This window comes from Rheinheimera sp. ATLC3, assembly GCF_059429535.1.
Genome location: NZ_CM182103.1, coordinates 3,724,738 through 3,738,275, shown reverse-complemented (window position 1 = coordinate 3,738,275; position 13,538 = coordinate 3,724,738). Strand labels below are relative to the sequence as shown.

The following is a 13,538-nucleotide window of genomic DNA, read 5'->3' as shown; positions in this document are numbered from 1 at the left end:
TTCACCCAACGTTATTCTGCCTGATCCAACAGTTTTATCGAGGCGAGCAGAGCAGGGTCTTCGCCGTTTATATCCGTATCTGCCGCAGCTAATAGTATTGATGGTAAAAAGTCTTCACGGAAACTGCCATTGACGTGATACAAGCGTTCAAACCCCAACTCTAACCAGGCACCACTTGCCGCCAGTTGCACCTGTTTAATGCCGCCCAGCAAATCTGCCATCGGTGCGCCAATTACCGCTTTAGCACCTAATGCGTCCAGTGCAATGGTCATGCCCTCGCCCATACTACCTGTCCAGTGGCCCGCAAGAACCACAAATGGTTTATCAATATATGGCTGCTGGGGTGTCACTATTGCCTGTTGTAGCGGAGCTTCGCTGTATACTTGCCCCGACTGCTGCACCCGGTATAGCTGATAGGGTTGCTTTGCGTTGACAAAATGTCCCAGAATGGGCTCAGCCACCCCGGTATTTCCGCCACTTGGCGTATTGCGTAAGTCAATAACAAAGGCCCGGCTATGCTGTAACGTCTTCAACGCTTCACGAAATCCACTAACTGTTTCTTCATTACCCAAAGCATTGTTAAAACGGATATAACCAACCCCTTGCTTATCGGCAAAACTTACCGCTGGGCCTTCTTTTAACCGGTTGATACTGTCGTAGCTGGCAGCCAATGCAACAGTGTTAATATCCGAGCCAGATAGTATGGCTAACTGCCTGGGTTGATAACGTTTACCGCCTAAAGCGATATTCAAAGCATAGTTTTTTTGTTCTGTTGTAAGCGCATCAATATTGCGCCCCGTAACGATTTGAATCGCATCGTCGATACTGACACCATCAACCTGAACAATAACCATCTTAGGACGTAGTCCTTGTATAAAGGCAGCAGAGTCCGCTTTAACATCAACGATATGTGCGCTACCGTCGACATATTCTGCATAAATATCGGCACCTGTGGGATACACACTATAATCATCAGTGTCATAAGGGCCCATATTCAGGTGTGGATCCTGGAAATTGCGCAAAAAAGCCTGGCTCAGGTCGATAAACTCCTGCTCTGTTTTGGCAGCGAGCATTTTGTTACGAAACTCCGCCTGCAATACATCAAATTCCGGCCCCACTTTGTCCAGATAGGCATAGTCGTTTTGCAGCGTAAAAATTAGTTCATTCCAGGCAACCTCAGCATTAAAGCTGTGTTTGGCTGAGCACGCGGTTAAGCAAAGTAACAGGGGGACATATTTGATTAAACGAGACATCAGACACTTCCATTAAAAGGACAGGTTAACGTAAACCTCCGGCTATCGTGCGTGAAACGACAGCAGAAAAACTATGGTTACCTGACGATATATATTGTAAATATTTTCACTTTAAAGCATGCACATGGCATTGCAACTATTTGTTTTATTTTAATTTATCTTCCACAAAATTAAACTACCCCTAGCTTATCGTATATTTACGGTATAATGATTCCCTGGTGGGCTTTACACCACGCAGTACTGGAAATATCAACGTTTTTAATTGCTGAGCTCTGAACTGTTATTTCACCATCATTTGCTACCCGCCAGGCAAAGCACGAATACTAGTCAGTTTTTGCCGTAGCCTGCCAATTCACTGCCTGCCATTTGCCATCATCACGTTTTACAAAGGTACCGCTGTTTAAATAACGTTTGGTATCTACGCCTGACCGGCCTACCAGCACAAACGCCACCACGGCTGTGTTGCCATATTGCATAATGCGCACGTCTTCACTGCTGTATACGGTGTCAATCTCGTCTGGCTTTAACATACCGCGGCTGGTTACGCCTTGCATCAGCTCAGCTTTGCCAAAGCGGGTACCACTGGAGCTGGTATAAATCAGTTCATCTGCCCAGTATTTATCATGAACAGCGGCATCATTGCGGGTGGCGCCATCTAAAAACTCACTTAGCAGAGCTGTCAGCTCGGCTTTGTCATCAGCTGCGGCCTGCATGGTGCAGAACAGTAATGGCAGAACAATCAGGATTTTTTTCATCAGAGATTCCAATATGTTTTTTTAACGCAGTTCAGAGTAACAATTTTTTGCCATTTCGCAACGTAAACTCATCCGGCTGAAAAAAGCACTTTACCTCAAGCATGGTTAAGGTTTTACAGTGCGCGCTTTGTCAGATAGCAGAGAATTAAGTTTTAGGAGTATAGAATGCAACACACCGCACCACGCTTGTTTGATATTGGCTTAACGGCATTAGCCCCGTTAATTTGGGGCAGCACTTATCTGGTGACTACCGAATGGCTGCCGCCAGATGTGCCGTTGCTGTCAGCCGCCTTGCGTACGCTGCCTATAGGCCTATTAATGCTACTGTGTTTACGCCAGATCCCGGCTAAAGGCTGGTGGGGTAAAATCTTTCTGCTTGGCATGCTGAATATCGGCGTGTTTCAGGCCTTACTGTTCGTTGCAGCCTACCGCCTTCCGGGTGGCGTTGCCGCAACCATAGGAGCCATTCAGCCGTTGGTTGTTGTACTGCTGGGCTGGGCCTGGTTTCAGGCTAAGACGGGTTTACTCAGCTGGATAGCGGCACTATGTGGTTTAGCCGGTGTTGCCATGCTGGTACTGGGGCCGGAAGCTGCACTGGATCTCACCGGTGTGGCAGCGGCCGCAGCAGGTGCATTTTCTATGGCTTGCGGTACTTTACTGACCAAAAAATGGCTGCCGCCTGCCAGCGCTATGGTGTTAACCAGCTGGCAGCTTACCGCAGGCGGGCTGTTTTTATTGCCACTAGCATTGATATTCGAGCCGATGCCAGCCCATTTTAGCTTACTGAATATTGCAGGGTATTTGTGGCTAGGTGTAATAGGTACCGGATTAACCTACGTAATGTGGCTACGTGGTGTGCTGAAAATGCCTGCGGCAGCCGTTACTACACTGAGTTTGCTTAGCCCGTTAAGCGCTACTGTGCTTGGAGCACTGGTGCTGCAGCAGCAGCTGACCTGGCTGCAAACGCTTGGTATGACAGCCGTATTACTAGGCGTTTGGCTCGGCCAGCGGCCGGTTAGAAAAACGATCACCAAGCCGCTTGAGACAACAGAGTTATTAATAAAAAAGGCGCCTTAGCGCCTTTTTTTGCATCTAATTACATGCTGATGCCGCCGTCGATTTCTACCACGCGGCCGGTGAAGAAATCGTTTTCAAAAATGTATTTCGCGGTATGGGCAATTTCGCTGGCTTCGCCTAAGCGCCCTACCGGCTTCATCTTCTCTAAGCGGTCACGCGCTTCCGGTTTCATCGCATCCGTCATTGCGGTGCGGATTACGCCCGGTGCAATAGCGCCCACACGAATACCAAAGCGGCCTAGTTCGCGCGCCCAGGTTACCGTCATTGCAACTACACCGGCTTTAGACGCAGCGTAGTTGGTTTGGCCCATGTTGCCGGCTCGCGCCACGCTGGACATATTAATAATCACGCCTTTAGTACCGCGTTTTACCATAGCAGCAGCGGCTTCGCGGCCACACAGGAACACACCGGTCAGGTTAACATCAATAACCGACTGGAACTGGGCAAGTGACATCTTGCTTTGCAACTCGCCGTCTTTGTATTTCAGTAGCAGGCCATCACGTAAAATACCGGCGTTGTTGATTAAGCCGTCGATGCCATTAAAATCGCTGTCGATTTGCGCGAAGGTGCTTTCTACCTGTTCTTCATTCGCTACGTTGGCAATGTAAGTGTTTACTGTGGTGCTAACACCCAGCTCAGCTTTAGCCGCCGCTAATTGATCAGCATTCATATCGATTAGTGCTAATTTTGCGCCTTCTACCGCGCACATGCGCGCCATTTCCAGGCCCAGGCCCTGTGCACCGCCAGTGATAACGATGGTTTTGTTTTGCAGGTTCATTTCTTACTCCGTAATCGCCTGCGCAACGAACATTTTTGCTGCGACACGCCACAAGCCGTCCCTGGGGCTCGATTCCGGCCATCCATGGCCTGCAACGGTCTTACGCAAAAAGTATCTTCGCGCAGGCTTATAATCTTGTTTGCTACGAAGCTCGCAGCTCCGCTCTATTAAATGATGTTAAGGTTCCGGTTAACACTAAGGCTGACACGGATGTACTTTTTTGGCAGACCGTGTTTTTCAGGGATGAAAAACAGGAGCCTACAGGGACGTATTTACGGCGTGTCTGACAAAAAATGTACGCAGTGGCAGCCGTTCTATCCAACTGCCACTGTTACCCAAATCTAACCGGCTTTCTTTTCAAACAGCTTGAAAATACTGGAAAAATCCAGCTTGCCATTACCGGCCCGCTGATGCGTGACATACAGGCTACGCGCCAGCGCGCCCATCGGCGTGCTGCTTTGGCTTTGCAGTGCTGCTTCCAATGCCAGGCCTAAATCTTTCGCCATCAAATCGACCATAAAGCCTCCCTGATAGCCATTTGACGATGGCACGTTTTCCATTACATCCGGGCACGGATTGTACAGCTCCAACGTCCAGTTGCGACCTGAGCTTTTCAGCATAATATCTGACAGCACTTTCGGGTCGAGGCCATTATCCACGCCCATTTGCAGCGCTTCTGAGGTGCCCACCATTAAAATGCTCAGCAGCATATTGTTGCAGATTTTTGCAACCTGGCCAGCACCTACTGCACCTGCGTGGAACAGGTTCTTACCCATATTGCTAAGCACCGTTTTAGCGCGCTCAAAATGCGCAACGTCACCACCGACAATAAAGGTTAGCGTGCCAGCTTTGGCACCGCCGACACCACCGGATACCGGTGCATCAATAAAGGCAATACCCTGCGCGGAGAACCCTGCACCCACTTTACGCGCGCTATCAGCATCGATGGTAGAGCAGTCAATCACCAAGGCATCTTTACTGATATGCGCCGCTAAACCCTGCTCGCCTAAATACAGGCCCAGTACATGCTTGCCCGCTGGCAGCATGGAGATAACAAACTCAGCGCCTTTTACCGCATCAGCAGCACTGGCAGCTACGGTAGCACCTTCCGCTTTAACCTGCGCTAATGCCGTTTCAGATAAGTCAAATGCAGCAACGCTGTGGCCCGCTTTAACCAGATTGATGGCCATTGGGCCACCCATATTTCCTAAACCGATAAATGCAACCTTTGCCATATTGGCTCCTTACTCGTCTGTGCCCAGATGCCGCAGCGGATGGTTTTGCGCCTGCCACGGTGAGCGAAATAGTTCAGCAATAACCGCCTGAGGTACTTCCGCGACGGTTTTGTATTGCCACTTCGGTTGTAAATCTTTATCCATCAATAGCGCACGCACACCTTCGGTAAATTCACCCAATTTGCCGCACTGCACACTTAAGCCCAGCTCTAAACGGAAGCTGTCGGCCAGAATTTTGCTTTGGCCCAGTTTTAACAGCTCAAACACAATGTGCGCGGTAATTGGGCTGCCGTAGGCCAATGAATCTTTAGCTTTTTGCAGCCATTTATCCTCGCCTTGCATGGCGTTAATTGCTGAAATGACCGTTTCAAGCTCCGTTAAGCCAGCAAGCGCTTCAATCTCAGTTTGGTGAGGGCGGATTTGGCTCAGTGGCATTTGGGTGCGGCATTGATCTTCTTCATTGCGTAGCGCATCAGACAGCTTCTGATGGTTAAGCGCAATGGTATCGCCCCAGTTAATGTTTTTAAGCTTGTCGATAAGCGAAGCTTTGCACTCGTGCAGCACAAAGTGATCAGCCAGACCAATAAACTTGGCATCGGCGGCGTTAATAGAAGCGCCGGTTAAGCCTAAAAACAGGCCACAGCCAGGCGGCATACGGTTTAAAAACCAGCTGGCCCCGACGTCAGGATACAGGCCTATTGCCATTTCCGGCATCGCGATACGGCTGGTCGCAGTAACCACTTTATGCGATGCACCCGCCATCAGGCCTAAGCCGCCGCCCATTACAATACCATTTCCCCACACCAGCACCGGTTTGCCAAAGGTGTGGATGAGATAATCCAGCGCATACTCTTTGGTGAAGAAATCTTCTACATAAGGCGCATACTCGCCCGGCTTATCCAGCATGGCTTTGTACAAATCACGAATGTCCCCCCCGGCGCAAAAGGCTTTATCGCCGCTGCCATCCAGAATCACTAAGCTGATTGCCGGATCCGACTGCCAGCTTTGCAGCTTAGGCAATAAGGATTCCACCATCGGCAGGCTTAAGGCATTGAGTGATTTTTCTGAATTAAGTGTGGCAACACCGATTTTTTTACCGTTCTGTGCTGTTAATTCCTGATACAGCACTACCTCATTTACCGCGCTCATTAGCCATTCACCCAGTTTGCTTTGCGTTTTTCTAAAAACGCCTGCACACCTTCAACCTGATCTTTGGTATCGAACAAGCCAACAAACAGCTCGCGTTCCAGCGGCAATGCACTTTGCATAGTGCCACTGCGGCCTTTTTGGATCAGCGTTTTACAAGCGCTAACAGCAGACGGGCTTTGCTCGGCCACTTTTTCTGCCAATGCCAGCGCACTTTCCAAAGCCATACCGGTTGCGACGACTTCTTCAACCAGGCCAATTTGTTGGGCTTTTTCCGCGCCAATACGCTCACCACACAGGATCATACGTTTCGCCCAGCCTTCACCTACTAACCAAGCCAGGTTTTGTGTACCGCCCGCGCAAGGCAGTAACCCGACTTTGGCTTCCGGCAGCGCCATCTGCGCTTGCTGCTCGGTGATACGGATATCACAGGCCAGTGCGACTTCTAAACCGCCGCCCATGGCATAGCCATTAATGGCGGCAATAGACACACCACGAAATGCGCTTAAGGTTTCAAAGGCTTCGCCAAAGATACGGGACATATCGCTGGCTACGGCTTTATCGCCATCGGCAAACAGTTTTAAATCAGCACCGGCTGAGAAGAACTTTTCACCTTCACCAGTGATGACTAAGGCATAGATATTTTTGTCGGCATCCAGGCTTTTAACCGCGTCACGCAGCTGGGTTAAGGTTTCCGCCGTCCAGGTATTTGCCGGCGGGTTTGACATGGTGATAAGCGCCGTGTGGCCGCGTTTTTCGAGTTTTAGTTGAGCCATTGTTGTCTCCTGATTTAGGCGATATAGGTTTGGATAAGGCTACAACGGCCTTATTCACACCGACACGCCGTAAACCCATCCATGAGGGCTCGTTTCCGCCCGTCCAGGGCTTCAACGGTCGGTTTAGAACAAGCCCGTCTGCGCTACATCAGCCTGATGAAACCATTATTCTCAAATTCGATTACAGAATGTCGCCTGCGGCTTCATCCAGTAAACGCCGGCCAATAATCAGCCGCATAATTTCGTTAGTGCCTTCCAAAATCTGATGCACGCGTACATCACGGAAGTGCCGCTCCAGCGGGTATTCTTTGATATAGCCATAGCCGCCGTGCAGTTGCAGTGCCTGATCACATACCTGGAAGCCAACGTCAGTCGCAAAGCGTTTCGCCATTGCGCAGTATGCTGTTGCTTCACTGTCTTTTTGATCAAGCTTAAACGCCGCTAAGCGCACTAACTGACGCGCGGCAACCAGCTCAGTTGCCATATCAGCCAGTTTAAACTGCAGCGCCTGAAACGCCGCCAGTGGCTTACCAAACTGCTGCCGCTCCAGCATATAGTTACGCGCGGTGTTAAGAGCCTGCTGCGCAGTACCAATTGAACAGGTTGCGATATTGATACGGCCGCCGTCTAAGCCTTTCATGGCAAAACTGAAGCCTTCACCTTCATTACCCAGCAGGTAATGCGCCGGAATACGTACATCTTCGAAGGTGATTAAGCGGGTTGGCTGCGCGTTCCAACCCATTTTCTCTTCCGCTTTGCCATAAATAACGCCTTTGGCATCCGCTGGCACGATAAAGGCTGAAATGCCTTTTGGCCCGGCTTCGCCGGTACGCGCCATCACTACCAATACTTCGGTAGAACCGGCGCCAGAGATAAACATTTTCGAGCCGTTTAATACGTACTCATCGCCATCTTTTTTCGCTGTAGTGCGAAGACCGGCGGCATCCGAACCTGAGCCTGGCTCAGTCAAACAATAAGATGCCAGTTTCTGGCCAGTAACTAAGTGCTCCATCCACTCTGCTTTCGCATCGCTGGTACCCCAGTTGGCAATCATCCAGGTGGCCATATTGTGAATGGTCAGCATCGCTGTCGTTGCGGTACAGCCCATCGACAGCTGTTCAAAAATAATCGATGAATCTAAACGTGATAAGCCCATACCGCCGTCATCTTCCGGCGTGTACAGTGAGCAAAAACCCAGCTCACCGGCTTTTTGAATAACGTCTTTTGGAAAGTGGTGATCGCGATCCCAATGGGCTGCGTGTGGTGCCAGTTCTTGTTCGGCAAACTGTTTAGCCACATCGACAAAGGCTTGTTGGTCTTCTGTTAAATTGAAATTCATAGTTGGTCCTGCTTTTCCAATCGGCTCAATTACTTTCGTACTTTGCCGTATTAACCTTTTTGAACCTGAGTCCATATCGGATTGCAACGCGGAACCGGAACAATTAAGCAGACGATCAAAAGCGAGGATGGGAGATCCGAGCGGGTCTGCGTGTTGTTACGGTGGAAGCGATTGCCTGCACCGAACAGTGAGAACCACACTTTACACACTGACACGCCGTAAACCTTCCCTGGGGCTCGATTCCGGCCATCCATGGCCTTCAACGGTCAGTTTAGTAAAGTCTGGTTCTCACCCGTATCCCTTAACGCAAGTTAATCGACATATTCGGGCCAGACACCCGAATATCATCATCAAACCAGCGCGCTGTAATCGTCTTCGTTTCGGTATAGAAACGTACCGCCTGCTTACCGTAAGCATGCTGATCACCATAAAACGAACCTTTCCAGCCGGTAAACGAGAAGAATGGCAGAGGTACCGGAATAGGAATATTGATACCTACCTGGCCCACTTCCACTTCGTGCTGATACTTACGTGCAGCAGCGCCGCTGGCTGTGAAAATAGAAGTACCGTTACCGTATGGGCTATCGTTAACCACTTTCAGCGCTTCATCCAATGAACCCACTGTCATGGTCGACAGTACCGGGCCGAAGATTTCTTGCTTATAGATTTCCATCTCGGTAGTAACGTTGCTAAATACGGTTGGGCCAACCCAGTTACCATTCGGGTAACCGTCAACTTTACAGTCAGAGCCATCCAGTACGCAGGTCGCACCTTCTTTCTTACCTTGCTCAATCAGAGATAACACGCGGGCACGCGCCTGCGGGCTGATTTGTGGGCCATAGGCTGCGTTAGGGTCGGTGTAAACGCCCGGGCGCACTTTGCCGATAGCGGCTGCTACTTCTGGGATCCAATCAGCTGCAGCGCCGACGAATACCGCGACTGAAATCGCCATACAGCGCTGACCAGCCGCACCGACAGAGGCCCCCACTAAGGCATTGATAACTTGCTGTTTGTTAGCATCCGGCATAATAACCATGTGGTTTTTCGCACCGGCAAAAGCTTGTACGCGTTTTAAGTTGTCAGTACCGGTTTTGTAAATGTACTGGCCAACGTTAACTGAACCCACGAATGAAATCGCTTTGATATCAGGGTGGTGCAAAATGGCATCAACCTGCTCTTTCGCGCCGTGAACAACCTGTAACACGCCTTTTGGTGCACCGGCTTGCACGAATAACTCAGCGATTTTATTTACCGTCATCGGATCTTGTTCAGACGGTTTTAAAATAAAGGTATTACCACAGGCAATGGCCATCGGGAACATCCACAGCGGGATCATCGCCGGGAAGTTAAACGGCGTAATACCAGCACACACGCCCAGCGGCTGAATGTAGCTGTAGGTATCGATGCTGCGCGCGACGTTTTCTACTGTTTCACCCATCATTAATGACGGAATATTCGCAGCCTGCTCAACTACCTCGATACCGCGCCATACGTCGCCCTTGGCGTCTTCTACTGTTTTACCCAGCTCTTTACAGATAATGTCAGCAATTTCGCCCTGATGCTCTTTTAACAAATGCGCAAAACGCATCATCAGACGGGCGCGCTCAGATACCGGTACTTCTTTCCAGGTTTTAAACGCAGCTTTAGCTGATTCAATTGCCCGTTCCATTTCGTTTGGCGTGGCACAAGCCACTTGCGCAATCACATCCTGCGTTGCCGGGTTGGTAACGGGGATCAGTTTGTCGCCTGTTGGTGCAACAAACTCGCCGTCGATAAAATGCATAACCTGTTGTGTCATATTGCTTCTCCCGATTGTTTGGGTCTGCTGTCAGCGTCTGTATATATTGTTATCAATGTTCGCTAACGAGCTGTATTGTTTGCCGGACTTGCCAGCCAAAGCGGAACCGGAACAACTAAGCAGACGATCAAGAGCGAATTTGGGAGAAATTCGCGGGGCTGCGTGTTGTTACGGTGGAAGCGTCGGCTTGCACCGTCCTCCGGTTCCCGGCTTCGCGGCTTTCACACATTTAACACGCTCGCCCGTTCGCCGCTCCCCGGCTCACTCTTGATCGCTCGCTAAATTAAATCTGCTTCGCACGAAGCCTGGTTCATTCTTGCTATAAAACCTCTACGGCCAACGCTACAGCTTCACCACCACCGATACACAGTGAGGCCACGCCTTTGCTCAGGCCACGATTACGCAGCGCGTGGATCAGCGTAACCAGAATACGCGCACCTGAAGCACCGATAGGATGGCCCAGTGCACAAGCACCGCCGTTAACGTTTACTTTGCTCTCATCCAGGCCCAGCTCGTTAATCGCCAGCATGGTTACCATGGCAAAGGCTTCGTTAATTTCCCACAGATCAACCTGCTCTTTATCCCAGCCGGCTTTTTGCAATACTTTTTGCATAGCGCCAACCGGGGCAACAGTAAACAGTGCAGGTTCCATTGAGTTAGTAGCATGAGCAACAACGCGCGCTAATGGCTTAGCACCCTGTGTCTTGGCATCGCTTTCACGCATCAGAATAAGGGCGGCTGCACCGTCTGAAATTGAGCTTGAGTTCGCTGCGGTGATAGTACCGTCTTTAGCAAAGGCCGGACGCAGAGTCGGGATTTTGTCTACTTTGGCATTGCCTGGCTGCTCATCTACATTAAAGGTGACTTCGCCTTTGCGTGTCTGGAACGTTACCGGGGTAATTTCACCTTCAAAAGCACCAGAGTTGATAGCGTTCTGTGCGCGGGTTAACGATTGCACAGCAAACGCATCCATTTGCTCACGGGTAATGCCTTTTTCGTCAGCCGTACCCTGAGCGAAACAGCCCATGGCTTTGCCGTCGTAGGCATTTTCTAGGCCGTCTAACATCATATGATCTTTAATCTGACCGTGGCCCATACGGTAGCCGCTGCGCGCTTTATCCAATAAGTAAGGCGCGTTACTCATTGACTCCATACCACCGGCAACCACCACATCTGCACTACCGGCTTTTAACAAGTCACTGGCCAACATGACTGCCTTTAAGCCTGAACCACACACTTTATTAATCGTAGTGGCACCGGCTGTAAGCGGTAACCCAGCCTTTAATGTCGCCTGACGCGCTGGCGCCTGGCCCAGACCGGCTGGCAGAACGTTACCCATGATCACTTCGCTGACCTTATCGCCACTTAAACCGGCCTGTTCCAGCGCTGCTTTAATGGCGCTAGCGCCCAAGACTGTGGCGTCTACATCAGATAGACCGCCCATAAAGCCGCCCATAGCGGTGCGTTTTGCCGCAACGATAACAATATTGTCAGTAGCCATAACATTCTCCCCAAAAGCGGTCGGCCCAAAAAGTTGCCCAGAGCCTACACCAAATTTACGTTTACGCCAACGTCAACCATCTAACACTATGGTAGTGTGCCGCGCTTTTGGTTCAGTAAACTGTACAGTCAGACCAGCCAATATTGGCATTTTTGCTTTACAAAGCGCGGAAAAATCGCATTTTGGCGCAGAAAGCCGCCAGCCCTTAGCTTTACCTTTACGTAAACTTCACTTATATTGACTGCGTTTTCGGGGATGGCGTTTATGACAGAAAAAGAAGAAAAAACATACAGTATCAGCGAACTGGCCAAAGAGTTTGATATTACCACCCGTAGTATCCGCTTTTATGAAGATCAGGGGCTGATCACGCCACTGCGTAGCGGGCAAACCCGCATTTACAGCAAGCGCGACCGCGTAAGGTTAAAACTGATTTTACGCGGTAAGCGCCTGGGTTTTAGCCTGGCCGAAACCGGCCAGCTATTCGAATTATATGACGCTGATAAAAGCAGCGTGACCCAATTAAATACCATGCTGAAGCTCATTGAGCAGAAAAAAGCCGAACTGCATCAGCAAATGGACGACATCAAAGTGGTGCTGATGGAGCTGGTAACGGTAGAAAAACGTTGCCGCGATACCTTAGCCGACGCCAAACATCATAAAACCGCTTAAGCGGTAAGACATAGCAAACGGGGATAGACCATGATTAGCAGTTACAAAGGCCTTAACTTCGATTTAGGCGACACAGTGGACATGATCCGCGAGCAGGTAAATGCCTTCGCCCGCGACGAAATCGCCCCGCGCGCCGCCGAAATTGATGAGAAAAACGAGTTTCCTAACGAGTTATGGCGCAAATTCGGTGATTTAGGTCTGCTGGGTATCACCGTTGATGAAAAATACGGTGGCTCAGGTTTAGGCTATTTAGAGCATGTTATTGCGATGGAAGAAATCAGCCGTGCCTCTGCCTCTGTTGCGCTGTCTTACGGTGCGCACTCTAACCTGTGTGTAAACCAGATCCACCGCAACGGTACTGAAGCGCAGAAGATGAAGTACCTGCCAAAGCTGTGCTCAGGCGAGCACATTGGTGCGCTGGCGATGAGCGAGCCAAACGCCGGTTCAGACGTGGTTAGCATGAAACTGCGCGCTGAGAAAAAAGGCGACAAGTACATCTTAAACGGCAACAAAATGTGGATCACTAACGGCCCGGATGCGCACACTTATGTGATCTATGCGAAAACTGACGTTAACGCCGGTAGCAAAGGTATTACTGCTTTTATCGTTGAACGTGGTTTTAAAGGCTTCAGCCAGGCGCAGAAGCTGGATAAATTAGGTATGCGCGGTTCAAACACCTGTGAGCTGGTATTTGAAGACTGCGAAGTGCCGGAAGAAAACGTATTAGGCCAGGTTGGCCGTGGCGTACAGGTACTGATGAGCGGCCTGGACTATGAGCGTGTTGTACTGTCTGCCGGCCCGCTGGGCATTATGCAAGCTTGTATGGACGTTGTGGTGCCTTATATTCACGACCGTAAGCAATTTGGTCAGTCTATCGGTGAATTCCAGCTGGTACAGGGTAAAGTGGCAGACATGTATACCCGTATGAACGCAGCACGCTCTTACGTTTACATGGTGGCTAAAGCCTGTGATCGTGGCGAAACCACGCGTAAAGACGCTGCCGGCGTAATTTTATATGCAGCTGAGCTGGCCACTCAAATGGCACTGGATGCGATCCAGTTATTAGGCGGTAACGGCTACATTAACGAGTACCCTACCGGACGCTTACTGCGTGATGCCAAGCTGTACGAAATCGGTGCCGGCACCTCGGAAATCCGCCGTATGCTGATTGGCCGTGAGCTGTTTACTGAATCGAACTAAACGCAAGACAA

The 13,538-nt window shown here is 50.2% G+C and carries 12 protein-coding genes; 3 read left to right on the top strand and 9 right to left on the bottom strand.

All coding sequences use genetic code 11. From position 1 onward, the window contains the following. Positions 1-11 precede the first annotated feature (11 nt). Positions 12-1,253 (bottom strand): S41 family peptidase, encoded by a 1,242-nt coding sequence (locus tag AC5SV9_RS17415; protein WP_475148926.1) that lies wholly within the window; start codon positions 1,251-1,253, stop codon positions 12-14. 323 nt (positions 1,254-1,576) lie between these two features. Beyond that, complete coding sequence (locus AC5SV9_RS17410) at positions 1,577-2,008, bottom strand: nuclear transport factor 2 family protein (RefSeq protein WP_475148923.1); 432 nt, start codon at positions 2,006-2,008, stop codon at positions 1,577-1,579. A gap of 165 nt (positions 2,009-2,173) precedes the next feature. Here AC5SV9_RS17410 and AC5SV9_RS17405 point away from each other — a divergent pair, with 165 nt between their 5' ends. Then, the gene (locus tag AC5SV9_RS17405) at positions 2,174-3,085 is read left to right on the top strand and encodes an EamA family transporter (protein WP_475148922.1); all 912 of its coding nucleotides are present in this window, start codon (positions 2,174-2,176) and stop codon (positions 3,083-3,085) included. Positions 3,086-3,104: 19 nt separating this feature from the next. On the opposite strand, the gene AC5SV9_RS17400 is transcribed toward AC5SV9_RS17405, so the two are convergent. The 7 genes from AC5SV9_RS17400 to AC5SV9_RS17370 all read right to left on the bottom strand — a co-directional run bounded on the left by AC5SV9_RS17400 (position 3,105) and on the right by AC5SV9_RS17370 (position 11,658). Next, the gene (locus tag AC5SV9_RS17400) at positions 3,105-3,863 is read right to left on the bottom strand and encodes an SDR family oxidoreductase (RefSeq protein WP_475148919.1); all 759 of its coding nucleotides are present in this window, start codon (positions 3,861-3,863) and stop codon (positions 3,105-3,107) included. Between the two features lie 341 nt (positions 3,864-4,204). Next, positions 4,205-5,098 (bottom strand): 3-hydroxyisobutyrate dehydrogenase, encoded by an 894-nt coding sequence (gene mmsB, locus AC5SV9_RS17395; protein ID WP_475148917.1) that lies wholly within the window; start codon positions 5,096-5,098, stop codon positions 4,205-4,207. Positions 5,099-5,107: 9 nt separating this feature from the next. Then, a complete protein-coding gene (locus AC5SV9_RS17390; protein ID WP_475148914.1) occupies positions 5,108-6,247 on the bottom strand; it encodes an enoyl-CoA hydratase/isomerase family protein in 1,140 nt (379 codons plus the stop codon). Next, positions 6,247-7,020 carry an enoyl-CoA hydratase gene (locus AC5SV9_RS17385; protein ID WP_475148912.1) on the bottom strand — a complete coding sequence of 258 codons (774 nt, stop codon included), beginning with the start codon at positions 7,018-7,020 and terminating at the stop codon, positions 6,247-6,249. The genes AC5SV9_RS17390 and AC5SV9_RS17385 overlap by 1 nt, the downstream gene beginning before the upstream one ends. 181 nt (positions 7,021-7,201) lie before the next feature. Continuing rightward, positions 7,202-8,359, bottom strand: a complete 1,158-nt coding sequence (locus AC5SV9_RS17380; RefSeq protein ID WP_475148910.1) for an acyl-CoA dehydrogenase family protein — start codon at positions 8,357-8,359, stop codon at positions 7,202-7,204. 301 nt (positions 8,360-8,660) lie between these two features. Further along, a complete protein-coding gene (locus tag AC5SV9_RS17375) occupies positions 8,661-10,157 on the bottom strand; it encodes a CoA-acylating methylmalonate-semialdehyde dehydrogenase (RefSeq protein ID WP_475148907.1) in 1,497 nt (498 codons plus the stop codon). A gap of 319 nt (positions 10,158-10,476) precedes the next feature. Further along, positions 10,477-11,658, bottom strand: a complete 1,182-nt coding sequence (locus AC5SV9_RS17370) for a thiolase family protein (RefSeq protein ID WP_475148906.1) — start codon at positions 11,656-11,658, stop codon at positions 10,477-10,479. Between the two features lie 264 nt (positions 11,659-11,922). Between AC5SV9_RS17370 and AC5SV9_RS17365 the strand changes: the two genes are divergently transcribed. Both AC5SV9_RS17365 and AC5SV9_RS17360 read left to right on the top strand, forming a co-directional pair. After that, a complete protein-coding gene (locus AC5SV9_RS17365) occupies positions 11,923-12,327 on the top strand; it encodes a MerR family transcriptional regulator (RefSeq protein ID WP_134055942.1) in 405 nt (134 codons plus the stop codon). A gap of 30 nt (positions 12,328-12,357) precedes the next feature. Continuing rightward, the gene (locus AC5SV9_RS17360) at positions 12,358-13,527 is read left to right on the top strand and encodes an isovaleryl-CoA dehydrogenase (RefSeq protein WP_475148903.1); all 1,170 of its coding nucleotides are present in this window, start codon (positions 12,358-12,360) and stop codon (positions 13,525-13,527) included. Positions 13,528-13,538: the final 11 nt, after the last annotated feature.

Bases quoted from the DNA above. Each gene is read 5' to 3' on its own strand.
- AC5SV9_RS17415 (WP_475148926.1), bottom strand. From the start codon at position 1,253: ATGTCTCGTTTAATCAAATATGTCCCCCTGTTACTTTGCTTAACCGCG.
- AC5SV9_RS17375 (WP_475148907.1), bottom strand. From the start codon at position 10,157: ATGACACAACAGGTTATGCATTTTATCGACGGCGAGTTTGTTGCACCA.
- AC5SV9_RS17380 (WP_475148910.1), bottom strand. From the start codon at position 8,359: ATGAATTTCAATTTAACAGAAGACCAACAAGCCTTTGTCGATGTGGCT.
- AC5SV9_RS17360 (WP_475148903.1), top strand. From the start codon at position 12,358: ATGATTAGCAGTTACAAAGGCCTTAACTTCGATTTAGGCGACACAGTG.
- AC5SV9_RS17370 (WP_475148906.1), bottom strand. From the start codon at position 11,658: ATGGCTACTGACAATATTGTTATCGTTGCGGCAAAACGCACCGCTATG.
- AC5SV9_RS17365 (WP_134055942.1), top strand. From the start codon at position 11,923: ATGACAGAAAAAGAAGAAAAAACATACAGTATCAGCGAACTGGCCAAA.
- AC5SV9_RS17410 (WP_475148923.1), bottom strand. From the start codon at position 2,008: ATGAAAAAAATCCTGATTGTTCTGCCATTACTGTTCTGCACCATGCAG.
- AC5SV9_RS17385 (WP_475148912.1), bottom strand. From the start codon at position 7,020: ATGGCTCAACTAAAACTCGAAAAACGCGGCCACACGGCGCTTATCACC.
- AC5SV9_RS17390 (WP_475148914.1), bottom strand. From the start codon at position 6,247: ATGAGCGCGGTAAATGAGGTAGTGCTGTATCAGGAATTAACAGCACAG.
- AC5SV9_RS17405 (WP_475148922.1), top strand. From the start codon at position 2,174: ATGCAACACACCGCACCACGCTTGTTTGATATTGGCTTAACGGCATTA.
- AC5SV9_RS17400 (WP_475148919.1), bottom strand. From the start codon at position 3,863: ATGAACCTGCAAAACAAAACCATCGTTATCACTGGCGGTGCACAGGGC.
- mmsB (WP_475148917.1), bottom strand. From the start codon at position 5,098: ATGGCAAAGGTTGCATTTATCGGTTTAGGAAATATGGGTGGCCCAATG.